The following is a 22403-nucleotide window of genomic DNA, read 5'->3' on the forward strand; positions in this document are numbered from 1 at the left end:
GACCGGCCCCGTCGGAGTACGCACATGCCGGACGCACCTCGCATCACACCGCCGATCCGGCTACAGCTGCGGCGCGATCCCCCGCACCGCCATCGCCAACAGCCGCTCCGCCTCCGCCGCCGAATCCCGGTGATGCTCCGTCGCCAGAACGATGCCGGTGACCAGCGTCACCAGGTCCGCAGCCGTCACCCCGGCGGGCGCCGCGCCAACCTCGATCGCCCGCTTCACCAGCGGTTCACCGCCGTCGATGAGGCGGTCGCAGGGGTGCCCGTGGTCCGCCGCCGTCTCGTCCCGCAGCAGCGCCACGGCCATGCCCCGCGCGGAGGTGGAGTACTTCACGAGGGCGCCGAGCCACTCGATCAGCGCGTCCCGCGCGTCCTCGCCGGCGGCGAGTTCGACGGCGCGGTCGTACAGGGCCTCGACGCCTTCCTGGAAGACCGCGTCCAGCAGGGCGCGCTTGCTGGGGAAGTGCCGGCGCACGGTGGCGGACCCGACCCCGGCCACCCGGGCGATGTGTTCGAGCGACACCTCCGCGCCGAGCGCGGCGACCTCCTGCTCGGCGACGGCGAGGATCCGCGCGTAGTTGCGCTGGGCGTCGGACCGCTGCGCACTCATGAACCACCTCCCGGCACTCTAAGTGGCGGGGCCCGCCACTTAGTGGTTATCGTAGCGGACGGAAAATGGCGGACCCCGCCACTTAGTCGTCACACGGAGTGGACATGAGAATCGGCATTGTCGGAACAGGCGCGATCGGCGCGACGCTCGCCCGCAAGCTCAGCGCGGCCGGGCACGACGTCGCTGTAGCGAACTCCCGGGGCCCTCACACCGTCCCGGCCGACGCGCTGGAGTCCGGAGCGAGCGCGGCGACCGCCGCCGAGGCCGTACGGGACCGGGACGTGATCATTCTGTCCGTCCCCTTCGCCCGCCTCCCCGCACTGGCCGACCTGCTCTCCGCCGTCCCCGAGGAGACCGTGGTCATCGACACCTCCAACTACTACCCCCACCTCAACGGCGCCGTCGCGGCGGTGGACGACGGCCAGGTGGAGAGCCTGTGGGTGGCCGAGCGGCTGGGGCGGCCCGTGGCCAAGGCGTGGAACGCCGTCCTCGCCGGAACGCTCCAGGCGAAGGGGGCGCCGGCCGGGACTCCCGGCCGTATCGCGATCCCGGTCGCGGCCGACTCCGACGAGGCCCGCCGCGTGGCGATGCGCCTAGTCGACGACACGGGTTTCGATCCGTACGACGCCGGCGCGCTCGCCGACTCCTGGCGCCAGCAGCCCATGAGCCCTGCCTACTGCACCGAACTCACCCTCGCCGAACTCGGCCCCGCCCTCGCCGCCGCCGACCGGCACAAGGACGTACTCGTCCGCGACAGCCTGCCCGAACGCTTCGCCGCGCTCGGCGACACCTTCACCCACGAGGACGTCGTCGAGATGAACCGCGCCGCCCATCGCTGACACCGGAAGGAACCTCGATGCTCCCACCGACGTAGTGCGAGCCCGCCGGTCCGTCCGCACCTTCCTCCCCACTCTGCTGCCCCCGTCCGACATCCGGGCGGTACTGGAGGATGCGCGGACCGTCCCGCCGAACTGCAACACCCAGCCGTGGACGGTGCACATCGTCTCCGGCGCGACGCCCTGAGCGGGGAGATCCTCAAGGCCGACGACGAGGGCCGCTTCTCCTCCGACTACGCCGACTTCGGCAAGGGCACCTACCTCGACAGCGCGCACCACCACGCCGCGACCCTCACCCGGGCCACGGGCCTGAAGCGGGAGGATCGCGCGGCCCGTAAGGCGGCGGCCCGCGAGGGCCTGAAGTTCTTCGGCGCATCCCACGCCGCCTTCCTCTTCATGCCGGCGTTCGGCGACGGCGTACGGGCGGCCGGGGACATCGGCATGTACGTGCCTTCCTGCTCTCCCTCGCCGCCCAGGGGATGGCCATGCTCGGCTTCTACGCCGACACCGTCCGCGCCTTCCTGGGCGTCCCCGGGGACCTCAAGCTGCTGTCCGGTATCGCCGACGAGACCGCGCCGGTGAACGGCGTCCGCATGGGACGCGTCCCGCTGGAGCAGAGCGTCGTCCTGCATGACACCCCCGGCGTCCTGAGCGCGTAACGGCTCTTCATCGATAAGCCGTTCCTGCGGGGCGGAGGCAATCTTGCCCGCACCATGGGGGCCCGCGTGCTCGCCACGACGTCCAGCGAGATGAAGGCGGCGCGACGCTGCGCGCGATCGGCGTCGAACTCCTGCGCACGCAGGCCGTCGACAATCCCCGGGACCCACGGCTCGTGAACCTACTCGCCTTCGGCTGGGACCCCGACCAGCAGCTCACCGTCTGGTCACCGGCGTCGGCCGGAGCGGGCGCGTCGAGCGAGTGCACCCAGACGGCGGCGCCGCTCTCCCGTCGCAGTCGCACAGCGGGGATGTCACGGCTCGCCGACCACCCCTCCTGAAACCTCAGCGCACGCCCGCCGCGTCGAGAAGCGTCGCGACCGTGGGAGTGATGAGCCCGGTCAGGCTGTCCGCGCCGATGCCCGCACGGGCGCTGGCGCCGTCGAAGACGAGGATCAGTTGGCGGGCCAGCAGACCGGGGTCACCCGCGCTGCCTCGTTCGGACTCGGACCGGAAGAACGACGTCAGGTTTCCCTTGATCCGGTGGGCCACCTTGCTGGCGGGGTGATCCCGGTCCTTCAGCTCGATCTGTACGGCCAGGTACCGGCAGCCGCGGAACTCGGGCGCGCCCGCCTGGAGTTCCACCTGCTCGAAGACGTGCATGATCCGCTCGCGGGCAGAACGGCCGTCGTCGGCGGCGGGCAGGAGTGACGCCACGAAGGCGGAGGCGCGCTCCTCCAGGCTCGCCGCCAGCAGTTCGTCCTTGGTCTCGAACAGTTGGTACAGGGAGCGCTTCGACACCCCCGCCGCCTTGCACAGCGCGTCGACGCCGACACCGACGCCGTCCCGGTAGGTGAGCGTGGCTACCGCCTCCAGCAGCCGCTCTCTGGGGCTTGGCTTCACTTCGGTGGTCATATTGCGAGGTTAACGCGATTCCGCCGAGATGGAAACCGATCGGTTTATGAGCTGTGTCGCAGGCGCGGCGCCGCCCGTATGAGGACGGCGCCGCGCGGGGATGCGGACTCAGTGGGCGATCACGGGCTCGCCCTCCGACGGCGCCAGCGCCGTGTTCGGTATCAGGATCGCCGCGAGCACCGCGCCGACCACGAAGAACCCGGCACCCCACGCCAGAGTGGCCGTGTACCCCTCGACCCCGGCCTGCGCGGCGGTCAGCGCGCCGGCCTTGTGCGAGGACAGGTAGTCGCTCGCGGCCGACGAGGCGACGGTGGTCAGCAGCGCCGTACTGATCGAGCCGCCCACCTGCTGACCGGTGTTGATCAGCGCCGACGCGACGCCCGTGTCCTCGTGGTGCACACCGGCGGTCGCACCCTGGAACGCGGTGGTCATCACCCCGCCGAGGCCGAGCCCCAGCAGGATCATGCCGGGCATGATGTGGGCGGCGTACGTGCTGTCCAGCGCAAGCCTGCTCAGCAGGGCCATACCGGTCGCGGCGACCAGGAAACTGGCGCTGACCACGATCTTCGGGCCGACCCGGGGCAGCAGCAGCGCGGGCGCCGTCGTCGCCGCGGCGACGATCCCCCCGACCATCGGCAGGAACGCGAGCCCGGTCTTGATCGGCGAGTAGCCGAGGCTGGCCTCCAGGTAGTAGGTGAGGAACAGGAAGATCGAGAACATCCCCATGCCCACGACGAACACCGCCAGGAACGAACCACCACGGGTCCGGTCCCGTACGAGCCGCAGCGGCAGCAGCGGATGCGCCACCCTGGACTCCAGCCACACGAAGACCGCGAGCAGGACCACGCCGATGATCATCGAGCCGAGGGCGACCGGGTCGGTCCAGCTGGTGGATTCGACGTGCGCGAACCCGTAGACGACGGCGAACAGCGCGGCGCTCACCACGACGGTGCCGGGAACATCGATCCGGGGCCGCTTGGTGATCTCCGGCTTGGCCAGCCACAGCAGCGCGCCGGCCAGCGCGACGGCCGCGAAGACGACGTTCACGTACATCACCCAGCGCCATGACGCCCACTCGGTGAGCATCCCACCGAGCAGCAGCCCGACCGCGCCCCCGGCACCGGCCAGCGCGCTGAAGACGCCGAAGGCCTTCGCCCGCTCGGCCGGTTCGGTGAAGGTCACGCTCAGCAGCGAGAGCGCCGCAGGGGCGAGCAGCGCGGCGAAGAGCCCCTGGGCCACACGCGCCGCGACGAGGACCTCGAAGCTGCCCGCCGCGCCGCCGAGCACGGACGCGCCCGCGAAACCGATCAGGCCGGTCAGGAAGGTGGTCCGGCGGCCGAAGAGGTCACCGAGCCGGCCGCCGAGCAGGAGCAGGCTGCCGAACGCCAGGGCGTATCCCGTGATGACCCACTGCCGGCTGCCGTCGCTGAAGCCGAGGTCGTGCTGCGCGGCGGGCAGCGCGATGTTCACCACGGTCGCGTCGAGCGTGACCATGAGCTGCGCCGTGCCCAGTACGGCGAGCACCAACCAGCGCACGGCGTGGGAGCCGCGACGGCCCGGGTCTGTTTTTCCGGAGGCGGGTGCCTCGCGGTCGAAGGTGGTACTCACTCTTCCCCTTGGTTGCTGGGCACGGGCCGGCCAATGGCCGGAAACCGATCTGTTTCCACTCAGGTAAACAGATCGGTTTCCATGATGCAAGTGCTGGTGGCGGCTTGGGGTTGCGCGAGGAAACCGATCGGTTTACTGTTGGCGAGAACCGATCGGTTTCGCCTCGTGCGGGCATGACCGTCCCCTGCTGGTCGTCCGCCCCGCCGGACCGCGCCAGTCACGTTTCCGCAGCACACACGCAAGGAGTCGGCGAGATGCCCCACCCCACGATCCGCATCCCCGGGACCACCAGCCACACGCTCGCCCCGCGCGCGGGACGCCACCCCCGCGAGGGGGAATTGCGCTACCTCAAGGCGGGCAGCGGTGCGCCCCTGGTTCTGCTGCACACCGTGCGCACGCAGGCCGAGCACTACCGCCACCTCATTCCGCTGGTCTCGGACCACTACACGGTCTACGCCCTCGACCTGCCGGGGATGGGCTACTCCGAGATCGTGCCCGGCGCCTCGTACGACGAGCCGGCCATGCGTGCGGGCGTCAAGCGGCTCCTGACCGAACTCGACCTCCACGACGTCACACTGGTCGGGGAGTCCATGGGGGCTGTGCTCGCCCTGACCACCGCGGCCGATCTCCCGGAGCGGGTGCGGCGCGTCGTCGCGGTGAACGCGTACGACTTCCGTGGCGGGGTCGCCCGGTCCAGCCTTCTCGCCCGATTCGTGGTCAGCGGTGCCCTCGCCCCCGGGGTGGGCACGGTGATCGCGGGGGTGCAGCCCAAGCCCGCCATGCGCACGATCCTGCAGGGTGGCCTCGGCGACAAAAGTGCGCTGCGGGAGGACTATCTGGACGAACTCCTCCAGGTGGGCCGCCGTCCCGGCTACGCGACTGTTGCCCGGGGTGTGTTCCAGGCCATGCCCAGCCTCATCGCCGCCCGCTCGCGCTACTCCGAGGTCAAGGCCCCGATCCACCTCGTCTACGGGGAGAAGGACTGGTCCCGGCCCTCGGACCGGGAAGCCAACAGGGAGCTGCTGCCCGCCGCCGAGTTCACGCAGGTGCCGGGGGTGGGTCACTTCATCGCGCTGGAGAGGCCCGAGGTGGTGGCCGGCTTGGTGAACGCGGTGGCGTGACCGCCCTCGGCCGACGTCGCCGCCTGCCAGGCTTGCATCGTGAAACCGATCGGTTTACAGTCGCTGAAACCGATCGGTTTCCTATTTCTGGAGGCAGTCGTGACAACACTCAAAGGCGCCACCGTCCTCGTCACCGGAGGCGGCCGGGGCATCGGCAGGATGCTGGTCGAGAATCTCTACGAGCGCGGCGTCGCCAAGGTCTACGCGACGGCCCGCGACCCGCGCACGGTGACGCACTCCCGCGCCGTGGCACTCGCGCTGGAGGTGACCGACCCGGCATCCGTGACGGCCGCCGCCGAACAGGCCCAGGACGTCACCGTCCTGATCAACAACGCCGGCGCCTCGGTCCGCGCCTCCTATCTCGACTCCCCGATGGACGACGTACGCCGGGACCTGGAGACCAACTTCTACGGCCCCCTGCTGGTCACCCGCGCCTTCGCGCCGATCATCGAGCGCAACGGCGGCGGACACATCCTCAACGTCCACTCCGCCCTGTCCTGGCTGGCCGACGGCACGCCGTACAGCGCCTCGAAAGCCGCCCTGTGGTCGCAGACCAACTCCCTGCGCCTGGAGCTGAAGCCGCGCGGCATCGCGGTGACCGGACTCCACGTCGCCTACGTGGACACCGACATGACGTCGGGCCTCGACGCGGCCAAGGCCGACCCCCGCGACGTCGCCGTAGCGGCGCTCGACGGCATCGAGGCGGGAGCCCACGAGGTCCTCGCCGACGACACCACGCGCTGGGTCAAGTCGCAGCTGTCCGCGGACCTGGAAGCGTTGTACGCGCAGCTGAACCAGTAGCACGACGACACCCGGACCCACTCCGACCCGACAAAAGGCGCCCTGATGTTAGAAACCCCTCCCGTCCTGATCACTGGAGCCGCCGGCCATATCGGGGGCGTCAGCCGGACGACGGTCGACATGCTCCTCGAACAGGGTCTGTCCGTACGAGCCTTCGTACGGCGGGACGACGAGCGCGCGGACTCGCTGCGCCGGGCCGGAGCCGAGGTCTTCGTCGGCGACCTGCTGAACATGGCCGACGTGACCGGCGCTCTGAAGGGCTGCCGCCGCGTCTACATGGAGTGGTCGCCGCAGCAGCGGGCCCACTGGGTCACCGAACGGGTGCTGGAGCGGTCGGGCCTGCCCACCGTCAACATCCGCGGGGCCATGTTTGTCGAGAACCCCCTGCTGACCCGGCGCGCGCTGGAGTCGCTGAGCAAGGGTGAACTGCGCCTGCCCTTCGGCGAACACCGGCTCGCACCCGTCGCCGGGTACGACGTGGCGGAGGAATTCGTGGCCGTGCTGGGACACCCGGTCACCTACGTTCCCGAGGACGTCGAGACCTGGAACGCGACCTTCGTCGACGGCAGCCTCGCCGAACTTCCGCACACCGCGCAGCACATGAAGGCCCTGGCCCGGCTGATCGGCGGCGGATAACGCGGCACCACCGCCCAGTTGGAGACTCTGCTCGGGCATCCGTCGAAGACTGTGCGGTGGGCGCGGGAGAACCATCCGCGCATCCAGGAGTCGGCGGCTGCGCTGAGCCGTTGAGCGGTACCGGTACGCGGCGGTGGCGAGGTCGCGCGGCTGGCTCATCGGTCAACTTGTCCTCGACGCGCGGGAGATCGGCCCGCGTGGTCTGATCCGCCGCGTCGAACAGATGCTGTTTCCCGGCCGTCGCCGCCCGCCTCGGAGAACCCGGCGGATGCGTCTTCAGCCACGGCTTCGACCCCGATCTGAGTATCTGCGCCACCTGCATCGCGTGCGCCCTGCCCGGCGTCCGGATGGCCTCTCTGCCTCAACTCGCCGCTGAACGCGGCCTGTTGACCCCACCCCCACCGACGTGCGTGACGCGGTCGCGCGTACCTCACCCCACGTCAGGCAACAGGAAAGGATGCCCGATGGCCGGTAAGAACAGGCTCGGCGACCATCCCACCGTCGTGAAAGTCCGCCAGCGGAACGATCACGGTGTCACCCGGCCCGCCGGGCCGCTGGACGCCGTCCGGCTGCGGCAGTTGTGTCTCGACGCGGGCGCGGATGACGTCGGTTTCGTCGAGATCGACCGGCCGGACATCGCCGACCAGCGGGCGGACCTGGAAGCCGCGCTGCCGGGTGTCCGTACGCTGATCAGCTTCGTGACCCGGATGAACCGGGAGAACATCCGCACCCCGGCGCGCTCGGTGGCCAACCTGGAGTTCCACCACACCGGCGACCACACGAACGAGGTCGGGCGGCACGTGGTGGGGGATTTGGAGGCGATGGGCGTACGCGCCATCAACCCCGCGATGGGCTTTCCGATGGAGATGGACAAGTTCCCCCGGAAGACGTGGGTCGTCGGGCACAAACCGGTCGCCGTCGCGGCTGGACTCGGCAAGATGGGCATCCACCGCAACGTCATCCACCCCCAGTTCGGCAATTTCATTCTGCTGGGTACCATCCTCGTCGACAGCGAAGTCAGCGAATACGACCGGCCCATCGACTACAACCCCTGCCTGGAATGCAAGCTGTGCGTGACAGCCTGCCCGACCGGGGCGATCGCGTCCGACGGCCACTTCAACTTCTCCGCCTGCTACACCCACAACTACCGCGAATTCATGGGGGGATTCGGCGACTGGGCGGAACAGGTCGCCGAAAGTCGCACCGCCGACGACTACCGCTCGCGCGTGAGTGACAGCGAGAGCGCGTCCATGTGGCAGAGCCTGTCCTTCGGCGCCAACTACAAAGCGGCCTACTGCATGTCGGTGTGCCCGGCCGGCGAGGACGTCATCGGTCCCTGGCTGGAGAACCGTAAGTCCCATCTGACCCAGGTCGTACGCCCCTTGGTGGACAAGGAAGAGACCGTCTACGTCGTCCCCGGCTCCGACGCCGAGCAGCACGTGGCGAAACAGTTCCCGAACAAGCGGACGAAGCACGTCGCGATGAGCCTGCGCGCGAACAGCATCGACGGCCTCGTGGAAGGCATGCCGCTGATCTTCCAGCGCGAACAGGCCAAGGACATGTCCACCACGTACCACTTCACGTTCACCGGCGCCGAGTCCCGACAGATCACCGTGACCATCCACGACCGCGAACTCGGTATCACCGACGGGCATCACGGCGACGCGGATCTCAAGGTCACCGCCGACACGGCCACTTGGCTGCGCTTTCTCACCAAACCGACCGTGCTGGCGTGGGCACTGGTCCGGCGCCAGATCAAATTGCAGGGCTCTCCTCGGCTGTTGCGCGAATTCGGCCGTTGCTTCCCGTCCTGATCGACAAACCATCCCCGATAAAGCGAAAGGCTTCCCAATGCTGATGTCAAGCCGCTGCTGTGACAGGCGGTGCGGCTTGGTAACACGCTCCGTCGCGGATCATGGCCCACAGGACGTTGACCCGCCGGCGCGCAAGTGCCAGCAGTGCCTGTTTGTGGCCCTTCCCCTCAGCGCGTTTGCGTTGGTAGTACGCCTTCGAGGCCGGGCAACTCTTGAGGCTGGAGAGTGCAGAGAGATACATCGCGTTGAGCAGCGCACGGTGGAAGCGACGTGGTCGGCGCAGGTTGCCGCTGACGCGGCCGGAGTCGCGCGGAGTCGGCGCCAGGCCCGCGAAACCGGCGAGCCGGTCGGCGCTGCCGAAGGCGTCCATGTCACCGCCGGTGGCGGCCAGGAACACGGCACCCAATTGCTTGCCCATGCCGGGCAGGCTGAGGATCACCTCGGCGTGCGGATGTTCGCGAAACCGGGCCTCGATCAGGGTATCGACTTCCGCGATCTCCTCATCAAGGGCCATCACCCCCTTCGCGAGGCGGACCACCATCGCGGCGGCCAGCTTCTCGCCGGGCAGCGCGGTGTGCTGTGCTTCAGCGGCCTCCACCGCCGTCCTGGCGAGGGCCGCGGCGCTGCGGACCTTGCGGTTGCGCAGCCACGTCTCGATGCGCTTCGTGCCACTGCGACGGATCGCCGCCGGGGTCTGATAGCCCGTCAGCAGGACAACGGGCCCCTTGTTCGTCAACTCCAGTTCGCGCTCCAACGCCGGGAAAATTTCCAGCAGTTGGGCCCTCAACCGGTTGATCTGGCGAGTGCGGTCACACATCAGATCGGTGCGACGGCCGGTCAGGGTACGCAGGTCCACGGCGATCTCGTCGCCGGGCCGCAGCAGGCCCAGGTCTCGGCGCATGCGGGCCTGGTCCGCGATGACAAAGGCGTCCTTGGCGTCCGTCTTGCCTTCACCCCGGTAGGAGGCCGAAGCGCGGTGCACGGTCAGGCCGGTGATGTAGACCATCAGCTGGTCGTGGCTGAGCAGCAACCCGATCAGCAGGGCGGCTCCGCCGTGGTTGAGGTCGACCGCCCACAGCACGTCGGCATCGAGGGCCAGGACGTCCCCGATCAGTTCCAGCAAAGCCGTCTCGTCGTTCAGGACCCGGCGGGACAGCAGGCGTTCGCCGCCCGTGTTGATCACCACGCAGTGGTGGTGTTCCTTACCGATATCCACTCCGGCCCATATCTGGGGCACGGTCACCTCCGCCAGCTCGTCGCGCGTTCAAGGCCCAGCAGACGACCTCGCCGACGTTGCCCTACACAGCGATCGAGTCGCATCTCCCAATCGGCGGTCGAGTCGTCGCGGGGCTCCGGGCGGCCAAGCCTTTCCAGCCATCTCACGGCGCCGCCATGACAGCCATACCCAGAGCCCCCGGGCCCCGCTGATCTTACGAGTGACCAGTTCGAACCCAAGACAAGAAAGTAGGGCCGGTCATGAGCACTCTCGGCACCGAAGCCGAACTCGACCTCGTACTCGAACGCAAGGAAGGGATCGCCGACGGCGTCGTACTGCTGACGCTGCGCGACCCGGCAGGCCGACCCCTGCCGGAATGGGAGCCGGGAGCACACATCGACCTGGTCCTGCGGGCCGACCTCGTCCGGCAGTACTCACTGTGCGGGGACCCGGCGGACCGGTCCCGCCTCCAGGTCGCGGTGCTGCGTGAACCGGAGAGCCGGGGCGGGTCGAGCCACGTACACGACGTGCTCACCGAAGGCGAGTTGGTGCGCGTACGCGGCCCGCGCAACCACTTCCCCCTCGTGAAGGCCAAGAGCTACCTGTTCATCGCGGGCGGCATCGGCGTCACCCCGATCCTCCCCATGATCGCGGCCGTCGACGCGACCCGCGCGGACTGGCGCCTCGTCTACGGCGGCCGAACCCGAGCGTCGATGGCCTTCGCCGAGCCCCTGCGGCAGACGTACGGAGACCGGGTGACCCTGCGACCGCAGGACGAGCACGGGCTGCTGGACCTGCCCGCCCTGCTCGGCAAGCCGCAACGGAAGACGGCCGTCTACACCTGCGGCCCGGAACCCCTGCTCGCGGCGGTCGAGGCCGGCTGCGCGAAGTGGCCGACCGGCGCCCTGCACCTGGAGCGCTTCGCCCCGAAAACGGACGCCACCACCGGCCCGCTCACAACCTTCGAGGTCGAACTCGCCCAGAGCGGCCGGACGTTGAAGGTCTCCGAGGACATGTCCATCCTTGAGGCCGTAGCAGGGGCCGGCGTCTCGGTGATGACCTCGTGCGAGGAAGGCATCTGCGGAACCTGCGAAACGACGGTCCTCTCCGGCGAGATCGACCACCGAGACTCGGTCCTGAACGAGGAGGAACGCGAGGCGGGCGACACGATGATGATCTGCGTCTCCCGGGCCAAGGGGGACCGCCTGGTCCTGGACCTCTGATCCGTTCCCGGGAAAGCATGTGGATCCGGGGCCAGGGCCCTACGTCTGCGGGAACAGGCGCAGGGCGTTCGCCGTCGTCAGTGAGCGCCACGTGGTGCCGTCGGCCGGTGGGGCGGCCGTGTCGATCGTCGAGATGTGGGCGTCGGCGAGCGGCGCCGGCGTCCAGCAGTAGTCGCTGCCGAAGAGTACGCGGTCGGGGCCGACGAGCTTCAGCAGGGCCGGAACCTGGCGTGGGAAGGCCGTACCCGCCATGTCGTAGTACAGGGACCCCAGTTGTTGTACGGCGTCACGCGGGGGAGCCTCGTGCGGCGGCACGAAGAGGTGCATGAACTCGTTGATGCGGTCGGCCAGGACCGGGAGCGCGCCTCCGCAGTGCGGGACGATCACCCGCAGGTTCGGGTGCCGGGTCAGGACGCCCGCCATCACCAGGTCCGTGACGGTGCGGGCCGTGTCGAAGATGTATTCGACCATCGGGCGGGGCCTGCCGAGTGCGGACTGTTCCCAGCACACGGGGGAGGTGGGGTGCAGGAAGACCACGGCCTTCCGGCGGTCCAGCTCCGCGAACACCGGCTCCAGGCGTTCGTTGCCCAGGTACACGCCGTGGGTGTGGGTCAGCAACGCCACGCCGTCGGCGGCCAGTTGGTCGTAGGCGTAGGCGATCTCCGCCAGTGCGCTGTCCACGTCCGGCAGCGGAAGCGACACGAAGGTGCCGAAGCGGCCCCGGTGGTCGCGCGCCATGTCGGCGGTGTACTCGTTCACACGCCGGGCCAGGAAACGGGCCGCCTTGTCGTCACCGAAGTGCACGCCGGGGGAGGACAGGGAGAGCATCGCGGTCTCGATGCCGTTGCGGTCCATTAGCTCCAGATGGTCGCGCACGGACCACGACGGCCAGCCGCCCATGCCGTCGGGGTAGGCGTGGACGTCGATGAGGCCAGAGGCCATGGCGGCGAGCTTTCTTCTCGTGGGCCGGGGTCCGCTACTCCGCCTGTTCGCCTCCGGCCAGCCGGACTTCTTCGTTGTCCAGGGTCGCTTGGAGCCGGCGGAGCACGGTGTCGTCGATCCGCGCCTCGTCCCTCAGTCGGACGACGGTCGCGCGCTTCGTAGCGATGAGGGCGAGGCGGAGGTCGGTGTAGTGGCGGTTGCGGAGCAGGGCGGGACTGTCGCCCGTGCCCGCGCTCCGCGCCCGTACGGTCGCCAGCGTCCCGGCGAGGATCTGCTCCTCGTCGACGGACGTGTCCCGAGGCAGCCGGGCCCAGCGCACCACGCCCGGCAGCAGCAGCCCCTGCACCACGAGGGTCACCACGACCGCGAGGACGCCCGAGGCGTGGATCAACTCGGCCAGCAGATACGCCGTGAACGGGGCGAGAATCATGACGAGGTCCAGCCGCCGTCGCAGGTTCATGTTGACCCGGGCGCCCCCGACACCACCGACCACGAAGCCTTCTGCCAGCCCACCCGGCAGAGTTACGAAGCTCAAGCGCGCGGGATCCTAGCAAAATGGTCGGCAGGCGACGCTAAAGATTCGACCAAATAGGTCCATTGGATGAAGGCGGGCTGTTTCGCCGGACAATGCGCGGCGATGGCCCGGACAATCTTGATCGAGGTGCGTTCCGCCCCGGGCGTCGTGTTCCGTCACCCGGGCGTCCACTAACCCTGGAGTATCCATGCGACACGCTGTCTCCCGCCCGCGCACACGAGCCCTGGCCCTAGGGCTCACACTCGCCGCGGCCACGCTCTTACCTGCTGGCTCCGCCGGAGCGGCCGACGAATACGAGTGGGCCGCGCTCGGCGACTCCTTCACCGCCGGCGTCTTCGTCGGCGATCCACAGCCCCCGCTGGGTGATCCGGCGCAGGACGGCTGCGCAAGGACCAGCGGCTCCTACCCCAGCCTGGTCGAACGGAGATTCACCGAGGTCCCGCCGGGCAAGCACGTCCGCCTGACCAACGTCGCGTGCAGCAGCGCCGTCATCGCGAACATCGCCAAGGTCAAGCAGACACCGATCAGCCCGGTCGAGACCCCGCCCGGCGGCTGGCCCGCGGTGGACACGCAGATCGAGCGGGCCGGGCTCGACGACGGGACCGACATCGTCACCATCGCCATCGGCGGCAACAGCCTGCCCTTCGGCGACATCTTCCCCAAATGCCTCGAACTGGGCGCGGCCGACCAGTCCTGCCGCGCGTACTTCACCAACCCGCCCGCCGGGGTGGAGAGCGTCGGGGAGAGGCTCGCCCGGGTCCAGAGCGAGTACACCGAGATGCTGGCCGAGGTGCACCGGGCCGCGCCCAACGCCAAGGTGATCAACATCGGCTACCCGACCATCATGCCGACCCGGGGCAGCGCCTGTGACCGAGGGTCCCTCACCGAACTCGACACGACCACCCACGCCGACGTCGACTGGCTCCGAGACGGCGTCCTCAAGCCGCTGAACAAGACGCTCCAGCGGGCCTCGGCGTCCTTCGGTGACCGCTACGTCAACGTCTTCTCGTCCAGCGAGGGCCACGACGTCTGTCAGCCCGAGGGCACCAAGTGGATGGAAGGGATCTGCGGCGACGCCGCCGACTACTGGCCCACCACGTTCCCCGGCACCGGGGTGGAGTGCGCTCCCATCGACAAGCACGCCACGATGATCCACCCCAACGCAGCGGGACACGCCAACACCGCCGTCCACGTGGAGCGGGCGATCCGCCTGGCCCTCCGCCAGCACTGACCGAACCCTGACGCCGGAGCCCGGTCCGACGGCTCCGGCGTCAGGCCGGCAGCAGCGCTTCGATCCGGGCGATGACGTCAGGGGCGTCCGGCTTGACGCGTGACCCGATGCGCTGGACCACCGTCCCGTCGGCCGAGACGAGGAACTTCTCGAAGTTCCACTCGACGTCCCCGCCCACCCCGCGTCCGTCGTGGGCGGCGGTGAGGATCTCGTAGACCGGATGCCGCCGCGCACCGTTCACGTCCACCTTCTCGAAGAGCGGGAAGGTGACGTCGTACGTGGTCGAGCAGAACTCCTGGATCTCCTCGGAGGTGCCCGGCTCCTGCTGCCCGAACTGGTTGCAGGGGAAACCCAGGACAGTGAACCCGCGAGGCCCGTAGCGCCGGTGCAGTTCTTCGAGCGCCGCGTACTGCGGTGTGCGCCCGCACCGCGAGGCCACGTTCACCACGAGAAGGACCTTGCCCCGGTAGGGGCTCAGATCACCGGGCTCCCCGGCGAGTGTGCGGACGGGGATGTTGTACAGGGACATGTCGCTCCGCTCGTATCAATGACGGCCGGGATCGTTCAGCCGGCCGGGTAGCTCTTGCGGAAGGCGGTGACGACGGCGTCGACGTCCTCGTCGGTCATGGCGGCGCCCAGCCCGATGGTGACGGAGCGGCCGAGGAGCCCCTCGCTGATCCGGAAGCGCGGAGGGCGCTCCCACTCCACACCCCAGGGCGTCCGCCCCTCCCGTACGGCGCGGTTGGCCGTGACCGGCTGCCCCTGGTACATCGTGTGGGCCGGGACACCGGCGGCGTTCAGGTCGGCGACGAAGGCGCGCGCCTGGAGCCGGGAGTCGAGGAACAGCGTGAGGTCGCCGCCCGACCCCTCCTCGTCCGGCAGCCGCCGCCAGCGGACCGGCAGATCGGCGACCTCGCCGCGTACCCGGCGTGCCACGTCCCGCAGCCGTCGGCACATGGGGGCCAGCCGGGGGAGCTGCGCGGACAGGACGGCCGCCGTCAGCTCGGTCATGCGCAGGTTGACGCCGACGAACGGCGGGCCGTCGCCGCTCCCGCGCGTCGCGCCCTTGGAGGTGGTGAACTGGCCGCCCTGGTCCTGGTACCGGGCCACCCGGTCGTACACGTCGGCGTCGGCCGTGGTGACCGCGCCGCCCTCGCCGGCGGTGATGTTCTTGTCGAGCTGGAAGCTGAACGCGCCCGCGTCGCCGAGGCTGCCGACGGGCCGCCCCCGGTACCGGACGCCGGCGGCCTGGGCCGCGTCCTCGATCACCCGCAGTCCGCGTCGCCGCGCGACCTCCAGGAGCGGGTCCATGTCGGCGGCGACGTTGCCCAGGTGCACCGGCATGACCCCCCAGGTCCGCTCGGTGATCCGCTCCTCCAGCAGCGTGGGGTCCAGGGTCAGCGAGTCGTCGACCTCGGCGAAGACGGGGACGGCGCGGGCGGCGACGACGGCGCCGACGCTGCCGACGAAGGTCACGGCGGGCACGATCACCTCGGCCCCGGCCGGTATCCCGAGGCCGATCATCGCGGCGGTGAGCGCGGCGGTGCCCGAGGACACGGCGACGGTGTGCGCGACCCCGGCGGCCTCGGAGAACGCGGCCTCGAACCGGTCGGTCCGGTGGCCCAGGTCCGGCCCGTAGTAACGGAACAGCGACCGCGACCGGATCACCTCCAGGGCGGCGGCCTCCTCCTCGTCGCCCCACAGGGCGAGGGCCCGCCAGGTCTCGTACCGCATCCCCGGGGCGTCCGTCACGCGCCCGCCTCCGTCACCGTGTCGAGGTCCGTCGCGCTGTGCGCCACCACGAAGTCCTCCAGGAAGAGGTAGTCGAGCTGGCTCGGCCCGAAGAAGGCGAGCGCCTGCTCGGGGGTCTCCACGATCGGCTCGCCGCGGTCGTTGAAGGAGGTGTTGAGCACCACGGGTACGGAGGTGAGTTCGCCGAACCGTTCCACCAGTTCGTAGAAGGCGCCGTTGGCCTCCGGCGTCAGCGTCTGGACCCGCGCCGTGCCGTCCACGTGGGTGATGGCCGGCACCTCCTGGCGCTTGTCGTCCCGCACCGGCGCGACGAGCAGCATGTACGGCGACTCGATGGCGAGGTCGAAGTACTCGGCGGCCCGGTGGGCCAGGACTGCGGGGGCGAACGGACGGAACGCCTCGCGGTGCTTGACCTTGCTGTTGAGGATGTCCTTCATCTCCGCGCGGCGCGGGTCGGCGAGGATGCTGCGGTGGCCGAGGGCGCGCGGCCCGAACTCCGAGCCCCCGGTGAACCAGCCGATGAGCGCGCCCTGCGGCAGCAGGCCGGCGGCCAGCCGGGCGGGCCGTTCCACCCGGCGGTGGGGCAGGCCCGAGGCGTCGAGCGCGCGCTGGATCTCCTCGGTGGTGTACCGGCGGCCGAGGTAGGTGTGGCGCTGCGGCCGGGGGGCTGTGCTGGGGGCCTTCGGACCACGCTGCCGGGGTTGTTCGCCGAGGACGTGGTAGCCGTAGTAGGCGCAGCCGACCGCGCAGCCGTTGTCGCCCGCTGCGGGCTGGGCGAAGACGTCGGTGAACGGCGTGTGCCGCAGGATCTTGCCGTTGGCGACCGAGTTGAGGACGACACCGCCGGCCAGGCACAGGCGGGTGAGACCGGTCTCCCGGTGCAGCCAGCCGGCGGCGTGCAGGACGGCGGTCTCCAGCAGGTCCTGGGCGGCCCAGGCGAGGTCGGCGCCGCGCGCGAAGCGCTCGTCCCCCTCAAGGCCGTCCAGTGCGTGCTCGACGAAGTCCAGCAGTCCGCCGTCCTTGAGGTGCAGCTCGAAGCGGCCCTCCGGCAGCAGGGCGAGGTGGCGCCGGAATTCCGCCCGGTAGCGGTCGGTCCCGTAGGGCGCCAGGCCCATGGTCTTGCCGTCCTCGGTCAGGTACCAGGGGCCCTCCTCGTAGAGGGTGAAGCCGATGGCCCTGCTGACCGCCTTGTACATGAAGCCCAGCGAGTGGTCGCTGTCCCCGGCCTGGTAGACCCGGGCCTCCCGCAGCCCGTCGGTGCTCCAGTTGGTCCCGTACACCTTGGAGATCTCGGTGATCTCCGTGCCGTTGCCGACCGACATGGTCAGGGTCTCGACGCCCTGGCCCTCGAACAGGCTGCCCGCCCCGTCGACCACGAGGACCGCGGCCTCGGGGAAGGGGGAGGGGAGGAAGGCGCTGGCGGCGTGCGCCAGGTGATGGCGGATGAGCGTCGTCCGGCTGCGGAACGGGAAATAACAGCTGGGCAGCAGGGTGTCGTCCGCGACGATCGCGTCCACGTCGGCGAGACGCACCTCGTGTGTCGTCAGGCAGTATCGCCAGCACTGGTTCGCCAGCGAATTCACATTGACCGCGTATTTGCGGCGCCTCAGCCGCTCCTCTTCAATACCGACGGCGATCTCGCCGTTCTCGACGAGACAGGCAGAGAAATCGTGGTTGGAACCGCCGAGCCCCAGAGCGAGCATACTGCCGTCCTTACTCCCGGTGCAGGTCTGCGGATTTGGCGAGTACGTGGGGCGTAAGGTTACCCGGTCGCAACGAGTCAGTCAGCAGGCGGATATGAGCCATCCTCGGGCCGGATCAAGTCGACTTCCGGCCGAACGACAACGCCCTCGGTAACGTTCATTGCCCCTGTCTTGAAGGTGAAGTTAGGATCGTCGCTCAACGGAAGAGTCGTGCGCGAATACGACCTGGGTGCGGTGATAGGCATGGCCCTGAAGAGTCAATATCGTGATGCGATGTTCGCGAATCGCGATGGGCAGGACCGTCTCAAACTCCTGATGAACGACATGGTCATCGAGGAGCAGCTGTGCCAGATGCGGTGCTCCTACTGCCTCACCGAGGACTTCAACCTCCTCATGGCGGTTCCGGACGCCCGCCTGCGCCTGACCACCGACCGCCGGGCGGACTGGCACGAGATCCTCGACGCCTACCACCGCCAGGTGGACAGCCCCATCATGCGCCTGAGCGGCGGCGAGTTCTTCTGGCTGAAAGGCTCCACCGAGTTCGTCGCGGAGTGCAGCGAGAAGTACGAGGTCGTCCAGGTCATCACCAACGGCGCCTTCCTGACACCGCACCGGCTGGAGGCGCTCGCCGAGCTGGGCAACGTCCAGCTGTGCCTCTCCCTCGACGGCCACACCCTGGAGATGAACAGCCACCGGCTGCCGCCGAAGCAGCACAAGCTCTTCGACGTCATCATGCGCCACCTGGACCACGCGGTGGAGCTGGGCATCCCCATCGAGATCCAGTCGGTGATCAGCGACGTCAACGCCACCGGCCAGGCGGATTTCGCCGAGTTCCTGCTCGAACGGTACGGGCGCGGCGTGATGCTCTACTTCTTCCCGGTGCGCGGCGAGACCAGGACCACCCATGCACCGCCCCTCGGCGACCATTTCGCGCCACTCCTCGAACGCTACGACGAACTGTCCGAGGTGCTTCCCCCACGGGCCTTCGTGGAACACATCGGGAATCAGCTGAGCACCGGCGTCCGTACGCTGCGGTGTTACGCGACGGCCGTCACCGCGCAACTCTTCGGACAGGGAGACGTTTCCTGCTGTCCCTATGCCTGGCTCAAACCCATGGGCAACATAAAGGAGAATCCCGAACTCATCCATGAACAGTTCGGGAAACACCAGCACTACGACATGTTCATGCAGCCCCGGCCGCGCTTTCCGTATTGCAAGAGCTGCACCGGACCGATCGACGTGGTCAACCTCTATCTGTTCGGCAACATCTCCGGACAGGAAATCGCGCGCTGTGCCCCGTACGCCGGACCCCGCGCTCTGGAACGGCTGCGCGAGCTGAAATCGGCGTTCACGCCGGTCTTCGAGCCGGCCGGGGAACCCCGCTGATCTTGCGGGCGGCGGAATACCGGAAGACCAGAACATACCGAGGCCGCGAGGAGACGCGATGATTTCCGTGGATGGGATGTCCGACGACGATTTCGCGGGCGCCGGGCTGCAAAGGCTTCTCACGCTTCCGCAGCACGATCTGCTCACGCTCGCCGGGGACTGGCTCGGCGAGCTGGCGCCGTGGCGCAACCCCGAGACCCTGGCGGCGATCTCCACCACCCTCGCCGCCGAGTCCGTCCTGTCCTCCCTCTTCGTCTTCGGGGAGCAGGTGGCCGAGTCCGACGTCCGCGCCGAGGTCCCCGCACCCCTGCTCGACCTGCTGCTCCGCGCCCGGGTGCTCTCCGAGGAGTCCGGGAAGATGTCGGCCGACTACTGCCTGGTCCGAGGGGACGGCATGTCGCTGCTGGCCGCCTGGCGGGCGGCGGGACGGGACACGGGCTCGTACGCGCCCTGGGTCGGCACCGACTCGATGACGCTCTCCCGGCTGGTGGCGGCGCGCCGAGGTGCCCGGTCGGCCCTGGACCTGGGATGCGGCACCGGCATCCTCGGACTGTCGGCGGCCCGCAACGGCGCCGAGGTCCTGTCGGTCGACGTCAACCCGGAGTGCACGGCCGCCGCGACGCTCAACGCCCACATCAACGGGCTGGGGGACCGGCTGACCGCTGTCGAGGGCGACATCATGTCCCTGTCGCTGGACTCCCGGTTCGACCTGGTCGTCTCCAACCCGCCCTGCCTCCCGCTGCGCCGCGGCTCGCTCGGCTGGCTGGCCGGCGAAGCGGGGCTGGACGGCCTGGAGTTCTTCTGGGAACTCCTGCGCCTGGTCCCCGGACTCCTCACCCAGGAAGGCGAGGCGCTGCTCCAGGCCGCCGCCTACGGGGACGAGCGCGGGCCGTTCTTCGTCCCGGAACTGGCGGCCGAACTGCGCCGCCTGGGCGTCTTCGGACGGCTGCTGCTGCGGCCCTCCACGCCCCCGCGCTGGCCGGCCTTCGCGCCCCGCGACGAGGAACAGCAGCTCACCGGCCCGCTCGGCGACGAGGTCCGGGAGTACGTCACGCGGATCGGTGCCACCCACTACTACGGATTCGTCCTCTCGGTACGCTGCGACGGCGAGGGCCTGGCGGTCGGCCGCTTCCAGTGACCGGCATCGGGGGCGGCCCACGGGTCAGCCCCCGGTGACCGTCGGCCCGAGGTCGGCGCGTTCCAGGGCCGCGACCGCGTCGGCGACCTCCATCAGCGTCAGGCGCGTGGTGTCGACCAGCCGGACGCCGGGCACGTCGGGCACCTCCGCGTCGAGGTGACGCTCCGCCAGCCGGCCCTCCACGAACAGCCGCCCGCCCGCGTCGCTCTCGATCCGGGCGGCCAGCGCCTCCGGGTCCGCCCGCAGGCCGTAGTAGACCGCCTCCGCGCCGAGCTCCTCGAACACCTTCTGGAAACGTTCGTAGGCACGGCCCGCGAGGACCACCCCGGTGACGATCACGACGCGGGCACCCCACTCCCGGTAGACGGGCAGGGCCGCGCGCACGGTCGAGGCCATCAGGTCGTACACCTCCTCGCCGCCGTTCCAGGGGTGGACGATCGGGTCGCAGTCCATCGCGGCGGCCGGCATGCCGTACCGCGTCACCAGCTGGTGTCCCAGCCGGGTCTTGCCCACGCCCGGGGCACCGGTGATCACTACGGCGCGCATCAGCCGGCCACCTCGTGGACCGTGCCGACCAGGCGGAAGCCCAGGTGCGGGATCTTCAGGAGCTTCGCACCGGAGTCGATGTCGAGGAACTTCTGCTTCAGGACCGAGGTCACCTTGTTCACGTCCTCCCCGCCGGTGGCCTCGCTGAGTTCCTCGCGGGAGACGATCTGGCCCGGCCGGCCGGACAGCAGGCGCAGCAGCCCCGCCTCGGCGTCGGTCACGGGCAACGACTTCGCGGCGGAGTTCAGCGAGCCGTTCGCGAGCGTCAGCACCTGGGTGTTCTCGGACGGGGTGACCGTCTTGAGATAGCTGAGGGTCTCCACGATCCGGGGCCGCCGCAGGGGGCTGGCCAGCGTGAAGCCGTAGCCGGCGGTGACCGCCGCCAGGACCTCGGTGGCGGAGACACTGTCCAGCACGGCGACGGCGTAACCGCCCCGGCGCTTGAGGTCCGTCACGGACAGGTCGTCAGGCCGGGCGGCGGCGACCCGGTGGAAGGAGACCAGCAGCGCGCCGGGCGGCGGGGCGTGGCCCGTCGCGGGGTCCGTGACATGCAGGGCGATGCCCACTTCGGCACATGCCTCCGCGAGCACCTCCAGGTCTGCCGGTGTCAGGGACTGAGCCAGTACGTACATGGAGGAAACCCTTCACAGAGCGGCGGGGCCGCGGTCGCTTGTCGGGGGACGCATCAGCCAGATCCGCTCGGCGGCCGGGAACCCGGAGCCCTCCGCCAGGCGCACGCCGTGCCGGCGGATGCGCTGGATGATGCCCTTGCGTACCTGGATACGGTAGGCGCCCAGCGCCTCACACTTGGTGATCAGCGCCTCGTCGTCCACGGGCAGCAGCTCGGGGCGCAGCCCGCCGAGTCCCTGCTCGGCCAGGCGCGCGCCGAGGTTCTTCGCGGTCTCCTCGGCGGAGGCGAACAGGGAGTACGGCTGGTCCTCGTAGAAGGCGACCCGCGCCGAGCCGAGCCGGCCGGTCCGGGCCAGTTCGAGGACCGCCTCCCGGCAGGCGACATGGTCGACGTGGCCGCCGACGCCGAGGGGCGCGTAGACCGGGCCGGCGCCCTCCAGCAGGGGGGCGAGACGTTCGGTGAGGGCGTCGAAGAGCTGCGGTTCCTCCCGTACGGACCCGTCGGACCAGGCCGGGGCGGTGAAGAACCGGTCCCGTCTGAGGTCGCGGTCGGCGGCGTCGACGAAGCCCAGCAGCTCCACCCGGGCGCGCAGCACACGGGCGGCGACGCCCTCCTCGTCCAGCAGCAGACGCCGGGTCAGCGCCGGGCGTTCGGCGTAGTACGGGTCCTTGGTCCAGGTCTCGACGCTGAAGACGTCGAGGAACCGGGCGCCCTGCCGGGCCACCGTTCCGCCGAGGGCCAGCGCGGCGTCGTCCGGATGCGGGGACACGATCACCGGGGGCTCGGTGGCCGGAGGGCCGGGCGGGAGCGGGGGCGCCATGAGCAGCAGGCCGTGCCGACGCCACCGGCCGATGGTCTCGCGGTCCGCCTCGGGGAACCCGGCGAGGGGCCAGCTGCCGTCGCAGCGGGACAGCAGGGCGGTGTCACGGTCCGACAGATGGCCGTACCCCTCTACCTGGTGCCCCAGGAAACGCAGCGTCCCGTCCGCTGTTTCCACGTGCGGCAGGACCATCGGGTACCACGTGTCAGGAATCTCCGTCATGTAACTCCGATAACTCCGATGACTCCGAGCCCGTGGTGACGAATGACAGACGCCAT

24 protein-coding genes are annotated in these 22403 nt (G+C 69.8%); 12 read left to right on the plus strand and 12 right to left on the minus strand.

Translation table 11 applies throughout. The features are described 5' to 3' along the window. Positions 1-60: 60 nt before the first annotated feature. Entirely contained in the window at positions 61-615 is a 555-nt protein-coding gene (locus tag J8M50_RS24150; protein WP_010360107.1) for a TetR/AcrR family transcriptional regulator, read from the minus strand. A gap of 104 nt (positions 616-719) precedes the next feature. On the opposite strand from J8M50_RS24150, the gene J8M50_RS24155 reads away from it, so the two are divergent. The 4 genes from J8M50_RS24155 to J8M50_RS24170 all read left to right on the plus strand — a co-directional run bounded on the left by J8M50_RS24155 (position 720) and on the right by J8M50_RS24170 (position 2448). Continuing rightward, positions 720-1454: an NADPH-dependent F420 reductase gene (locus J8M50_RS24155; protein ID WP_010360108.1), complete on the plus strand. Its 735-nt coding sequence runs from the start codon at positions 720-722 to the stop codon at positions 1452-1454. A gap of 34 nt (positions 1455-1488) precedes the next feature. Next, entirely contained in the window at positions 1489-1638 is a 150-nt protein-coding gene (locus tag J8M50_RS24160) for a nitroreductase family protein (RefSeq protein WP_223786256.1), read from the plus strand. Positions 1639-1936: 298 nt separating this feature from the next. Further along, positions 1937-2110 carry a nitroreductase family protein gene (locus tag J8M50_RS24165; RefSeq protein WP_223786257.1) on the plus strand — a complete coding sequence of 58 codons (174 nt, stop codon included), beginning with the start codon at positions 1937-1939 and terminating at the stop codon, positions 2108-2110. 173 nt (positions 2111-2283) lie between these two features. After that, positions 2284-2448: a hypothetical protein gene (locus tag J8M50_RS24170; protein ID WP_158002848.1), complete on the plus strand. Its 165-nt coding sequence runs from the start codon at positions 2284-2286 to the stop codon at positions 2446-2448. Between the two features lie 4 nt (positions 2449-2452). Here J8M50_RS24170 and J8M50_RS24175 read toward each other — a convergent pair whose 3' ends face one another. Continuing rightward, positions 2453-3022, minus strand: coding sequence for a TetR/AcrR family transcriptional regulator (locus J8M50_RS24175; protein ID WP_010360109.1), 570 nt, complete (start codon positions 3020-3022; stop codon positions 2453-2455). Positions 3023-3130: 108 nt separating this feature from the next. Beyond that, positions 3131-4630, minus strand: coding sequence for an MFS transporter (locus J8M50_RS24180; protein WP_010360110.1), 1500 nt, complete (start codon positions 4628-4630; stop codon positions 3131-3133). A gap of 254 nt (positions 4631-4884) precedes the next feature. Between J8M50_RS24180 and J8M50_RS24185 the strand changes: the two genes are divergently transcribed. The 4 genes from J8M50_RS24185 (at position 4885) to J8M50_RS24200 (ending at position 9002) form a co-directional block, all read left to right on the plus strand. Further along, entirely contained in the window at positions 4885-5751 is an 867-nt protein-coding gene (locus J8M50_RS24185) for an alpha/beta fold hydrolase (protein ID WP_010360111.1), read from the plus strand. A 99-nt stretch (positions 5752-5850) separates the two neighbouring features. Continuing rightward, complete coding sequence (locus J8M50_RS24190; protein WP_010360112.1) at positions 5851-6552, plus strand: SDR family oxidoreductase; 702 nt, start codon at positions 5851-5853, stop codon at positions 6550-6552. Between the two features lie 45 nt (positions 6553-6597). Continuing rightward, positions 6598-7188 carry an NAD(P)H-binding protein gene (locus J8M50_RS24195; protein WP_223786258.1) on the plus strand — a complete coding sequence of 197 codons (591 nt, stop codon included), beginning with the start codon at positions 6598-6600 and terminating at the stop codon, positions 7186-7188. A 464-nt stretch (positions 7189-7652) separates the two neighbouring features. After that, positions 7653-9002, plus strand: coding sequence for an SCP2 sterol-binding domain-containing protein (locus J8M50_RS24200; RefSeq protein WP_010360114.1), 1350 nt, complete (start codon positions 7653-7655; stop codon positions 9000-9002). 46 nt (positions 9003-9048) lie between these two features. Here J8M50_RS24200 and J8M50_RS24205 read toward each other — a convergent pair whose 3' ends face one another. After that, positions 9049-10239: an IS110 family RNA-guided transposase gene (locus tag J8M50_RS24205; protein ID WP_029184636.1), complete on the minus strand. Its 1191-nt coding sequence runs from the start codon at positions 10237-10239 to the stop codon at positions 9049-9051. Positions 10240-10478: 239 nt separating this feature from the next. Here J8M50_RS24205 and J8M50_RS24210 point away from each other — a divergent pair, with 239 nt between their 5' ends. Further along, the gene (locus J8M50_RS24210) at positions 10479-11441 is read left to right on the plus strand and encodes a PDR/VanB family oxidoreductase (RefSeq protein WP_010360117.1); all 963 of its coding nucleotides are present in this window, start codon (positions 10479-10481) and stop codon (positions 11439-11441) included. A gap of 39 nt (positions 11442-11480) precedes the next feature. Here J8M50_RS24210 and J8M50_RS24215 read toward each other — a convergent pair whose 3' ends face one another. Beyond that, complete coding sequence (locus tag J8M50_RS24215) at positions 11481-12383, minus strand: amidohydrolase family protein (RefSeq protein ID WP_010360118.1); 903 nt, start codon at positions 12381-12383, stop codon at positions 11481-11483. Positions 12384-12417: 34 nt separating this feature from the next. After that, complete coding sequence (locus J8M50_RS24220; protein ID WP_178855079.1) at positions 12418-12918, minus strand: hypothetical protein; 501 nt, start codon at positions 12916-12918, stop codon at positions 12418-12420. 187 nt (positions 12919-13105) lie between these two features. On the opposite strand from J8M50_RS24220, the gene J8M50_RS24225 reads away from it, so the two are divergent. Then, on the plus strand, positions 13106-14149 hold the full coding sequence (locus tag J8M50_RS24225) for an SGNH/GDSL hydrolase family protein (protein WP_010360121.1): 1044 nt from the start codon (positions 13106-13108) through the stop codon (positions 14147-14149). A gap of 40 nt (positions 14150-14189) precedes the next feature. Here J8M50_RS24225 and J8M50_RS24230 read toward each other — a convergent pair whose 3' ends face one another. Genes J8M50_RS24230 through J8M50_RS24240 form a run of 3 tightly spaced genes read right to left on the minus strand, consistent with a single transcriptional unit; the run spans position 14190 to position 17604 of the window. Beyond that, positions 14190-14678 carry a glutathione peroxidase gene (locus J8M50_RS24230; RefSeq protein ID WP_010360122.1) on the minus strand — a complete coding sequence of 163 codons (489 nt, stop codon included), beginning with the start codon at positions 14676-14678 and terminating at the stop codon, positions 14190-14192. A 35-nt stretch (positions 14679-14713) separates the two neighbouring features. Further along, positions 14714-15901, minus strand: a complete 1188-nt coding sequence (locus tag J8M50_RS24235; RefSeq protein ID WP_010360124.1) for a DegT/DnrJ/EryC1/StrS family aminotransferase — start codon at positions 15899-15901, stop codon at positions 14714-14716. Further along, positions 15898-17604 carry a carbamoyltransferase family protein gene (locus J8M50_RS24240; protein ID WP_010360125.1) on the minus strand — a complete coding sequence of 569 codons (1707 nt, stop codon included), beginning with the start codon at positions 17602-17604 and terminating at the stop codon, positions 15898-15900. Before J8M50_RS24240 ends, J8M50_RS24235 begins: the two co-directional genes overlap by 4 nt. Positions 17605-17877: 273 nt before the next feature. Here J8M50_RS24240 and J8M50_RS24245 point away from each other — a divergent pair, with 273 nt between their 5' ends. Together J8M50_RS24245 and J8M50_RS24250 are read left to right on the plus strand one after the other, a co-directional pair. Beyond that, positions 17878-18990: a radical SAM protein gene (locus J8M50_RS24245; protein WP_010360126.1), complete on the plus strand. Its 1113-nt coding sequence runs from the start codon at positions 17878-17880 to the stop codon at positions 18988-18990. Between the two features lie 58 nt (positions 18991-19048). Next, on the plus strand, positions 19049-20128 hold the full coding sequence (locus J8M50_RS24250) for a methyltransferase (RefSeq protein ID WP_010360127.1): 1080 nt from the start codon (positions 19049-19051) through the stop codon (positions 20126-20128). 24 nt (positions 20129-20152) lie between these two features. Here the strand turns inward: J8M50_RS24250 and J8M50_RS24255 are convergent, their stop codons facing one another. From J8M50_RS24255 to J8M50_RS24265, 3 genes are read right to left on the minus strand one after another with little or no spacing between them, the layout of a single operon-like run. Then, positions 20153-20674 carry a P-loop nucleotide/nucleoside kinase family protein gene (locus J8M50_RS24255; protein WP_010360129.1) on the minus strand — a complete coding sequence of 174 codons (522 nt, stop codon included), beginning with the start codon at positions 20672-20674 and terminating at the stop codon, positions 20153-20155. After that, a complete protein-coding gene (locus J8M50_RS24260) occupies positions 20674-21306 on the minus strand; it encodes a winged helix-turn-helix domain-containing protein (protein ID WP_010360131.1) in 633 nt (210 codons plus the stop codon). The genes J8M50_RS24255 and J8M50_RS24260 overlap by 1 nt, the downstream gene beginning before the upstream one ends. Before the next feature lie 12 nt (positions 21307-21318). Continuing rightward, positions 21319-22347, minus strand: a complete 1029-nt coding sequence (locus J8M50_RS24265; protein ID WP_010360132.1) for a PIG-L deacetylase family protein — start codon at positions 22345-22347, stop codon at positions 21319-21321. Positions 22348-22403 lie beyond the last annotated feature (56 nt).

The sequence above is a fragment of the Streptomyces acidiscabies genome (assembly GCF_020010905.1).
GTDB classification, from domain to species: Bacteria; Actinomycetota; Actinomycetes; order Streptomycetales; family Streptomycetaceae; genus Streptomyces; species Streptomyces acidiscabies.

Bases quoted from the DNA above. Each gene is read 5' to 3' on its own strand.
- J8M50_RS24150 (WP_010360107.1), bottom strand. From the start codon at position 615: ATGAGTGCGCAGCGGTCCGACGCCCAGCGCAACTACGCGCGGATCCTC.
- J8M50_RS24155 (WP_010360108.1), top strand. From the start codon at position 720: ATGAGAATCGGCATTGTCGGAACAGGCGCGATCGGCGCGACGCTCGCC.
- J8M50_RS24165 (WP_223786257.1), top strand. From the start codon at position 1,937: ATGCTCGGCTTCTACGCCGACACCGTCCGCGCCTTCCTGGGCGTCCCC.
- J8M50_RS24175 (WP_010360109.1), bottom strand. From the start codon at position 3,022: ATGACCACCGAAGTGAAGCCAAGCCCCAGAGAGCGGCTGCTGGAGGCG.
- J8M50_RS24185 (WP_010360111.1), top strand. From the start codon at position 4,885: ATGCCCCACCCCACGATCCGCATCCCCGGGACCACCAGCCACACGCTC.
- J8M50_RS24195 (WP_223786258.1), top strand. From the start codon at position 6,598: ATGTTAGAAACCCCTCCCGTCCTGATCACTGGAGCCGCCGGCCATATC.
- J8M50_RS24200 (WP_010360114.1), top strand. From the start codon at position 7,653: ATGGCCGGTAAGAACAGGCTCGGCGACCATCCCACCGTCGTGAAAGTC.
- J8M50_RS24210 (WP_010360117.1), top strand. From the start codon at position 10,479: ATGAGCACTCTCGGCACCGAAGCCGAACTCGACCTCGTACTCGAACGC.
- J8M50_RS24215 (WP_010360118.1), bottom strand. From the start codon at position 12,383: ATGGCCTCTGGCCTCATCGACGTCCACGCCTACCCCGACGGCATGGGC.
- J8M50_RS24225 (WP_010360121.1), top strand. From the start codon at position 13,106: ATGCGACACGCTGTCTCCCGCCCGCGCACACGAGCCCTGGCCCTAGGG.
- J8M50_RS24230 (WP_010360122.1), bottom strand. From the start codon at position 14,678: ATGTCCCTGTACAACATCCCCGTCCGCACACTCGCCGGGGAGCCCGGT.
- J8M50_RS24240 (WP_010360125.1), bottom strand. From the start codon at position 17,604: ATGCTCGCTCTGGGGCTCGGCGGTTCCAACCACGATTTCTCTGCCTGT.
- J8M50_RS24245 (WP_010360126.1), top strand. From the start codon at position 17,878: ATGTTCGCGAATCGCGATGGGCAGGACCGTCTCAAACTCCTGATGAAC.
- J8M50_RS24250 (WP_010360127.1), top strand. From the start codon at position 19,049: ATGATTTCCGTGGATGGGATGTCCGACGACGATTTCGCGGGCGCCGGG.
- J8M50_RS24255 (WP_010360129.1), bottom strand. From the start codon at position 20,674: ATGCGCGCCGTAGTGATCACCGGTGCCCCGGGCGTGGGCAAGACCCGG.
- J8M50_RS24260 (WP_010360131.1), bottom strand. From the start codon at position 21,306: ATGTACGTACTGGCTCAGTCCCTGACACCGGCAGACCTGGAGGTGCTC.
- J8M50_RS24265 (WP_010360132.1), bottom strand. From the start codon at position 22,347: ATGACGGAGATTCCTGACACGTGGTACCCGATGGTCCTGCCGCACGTG.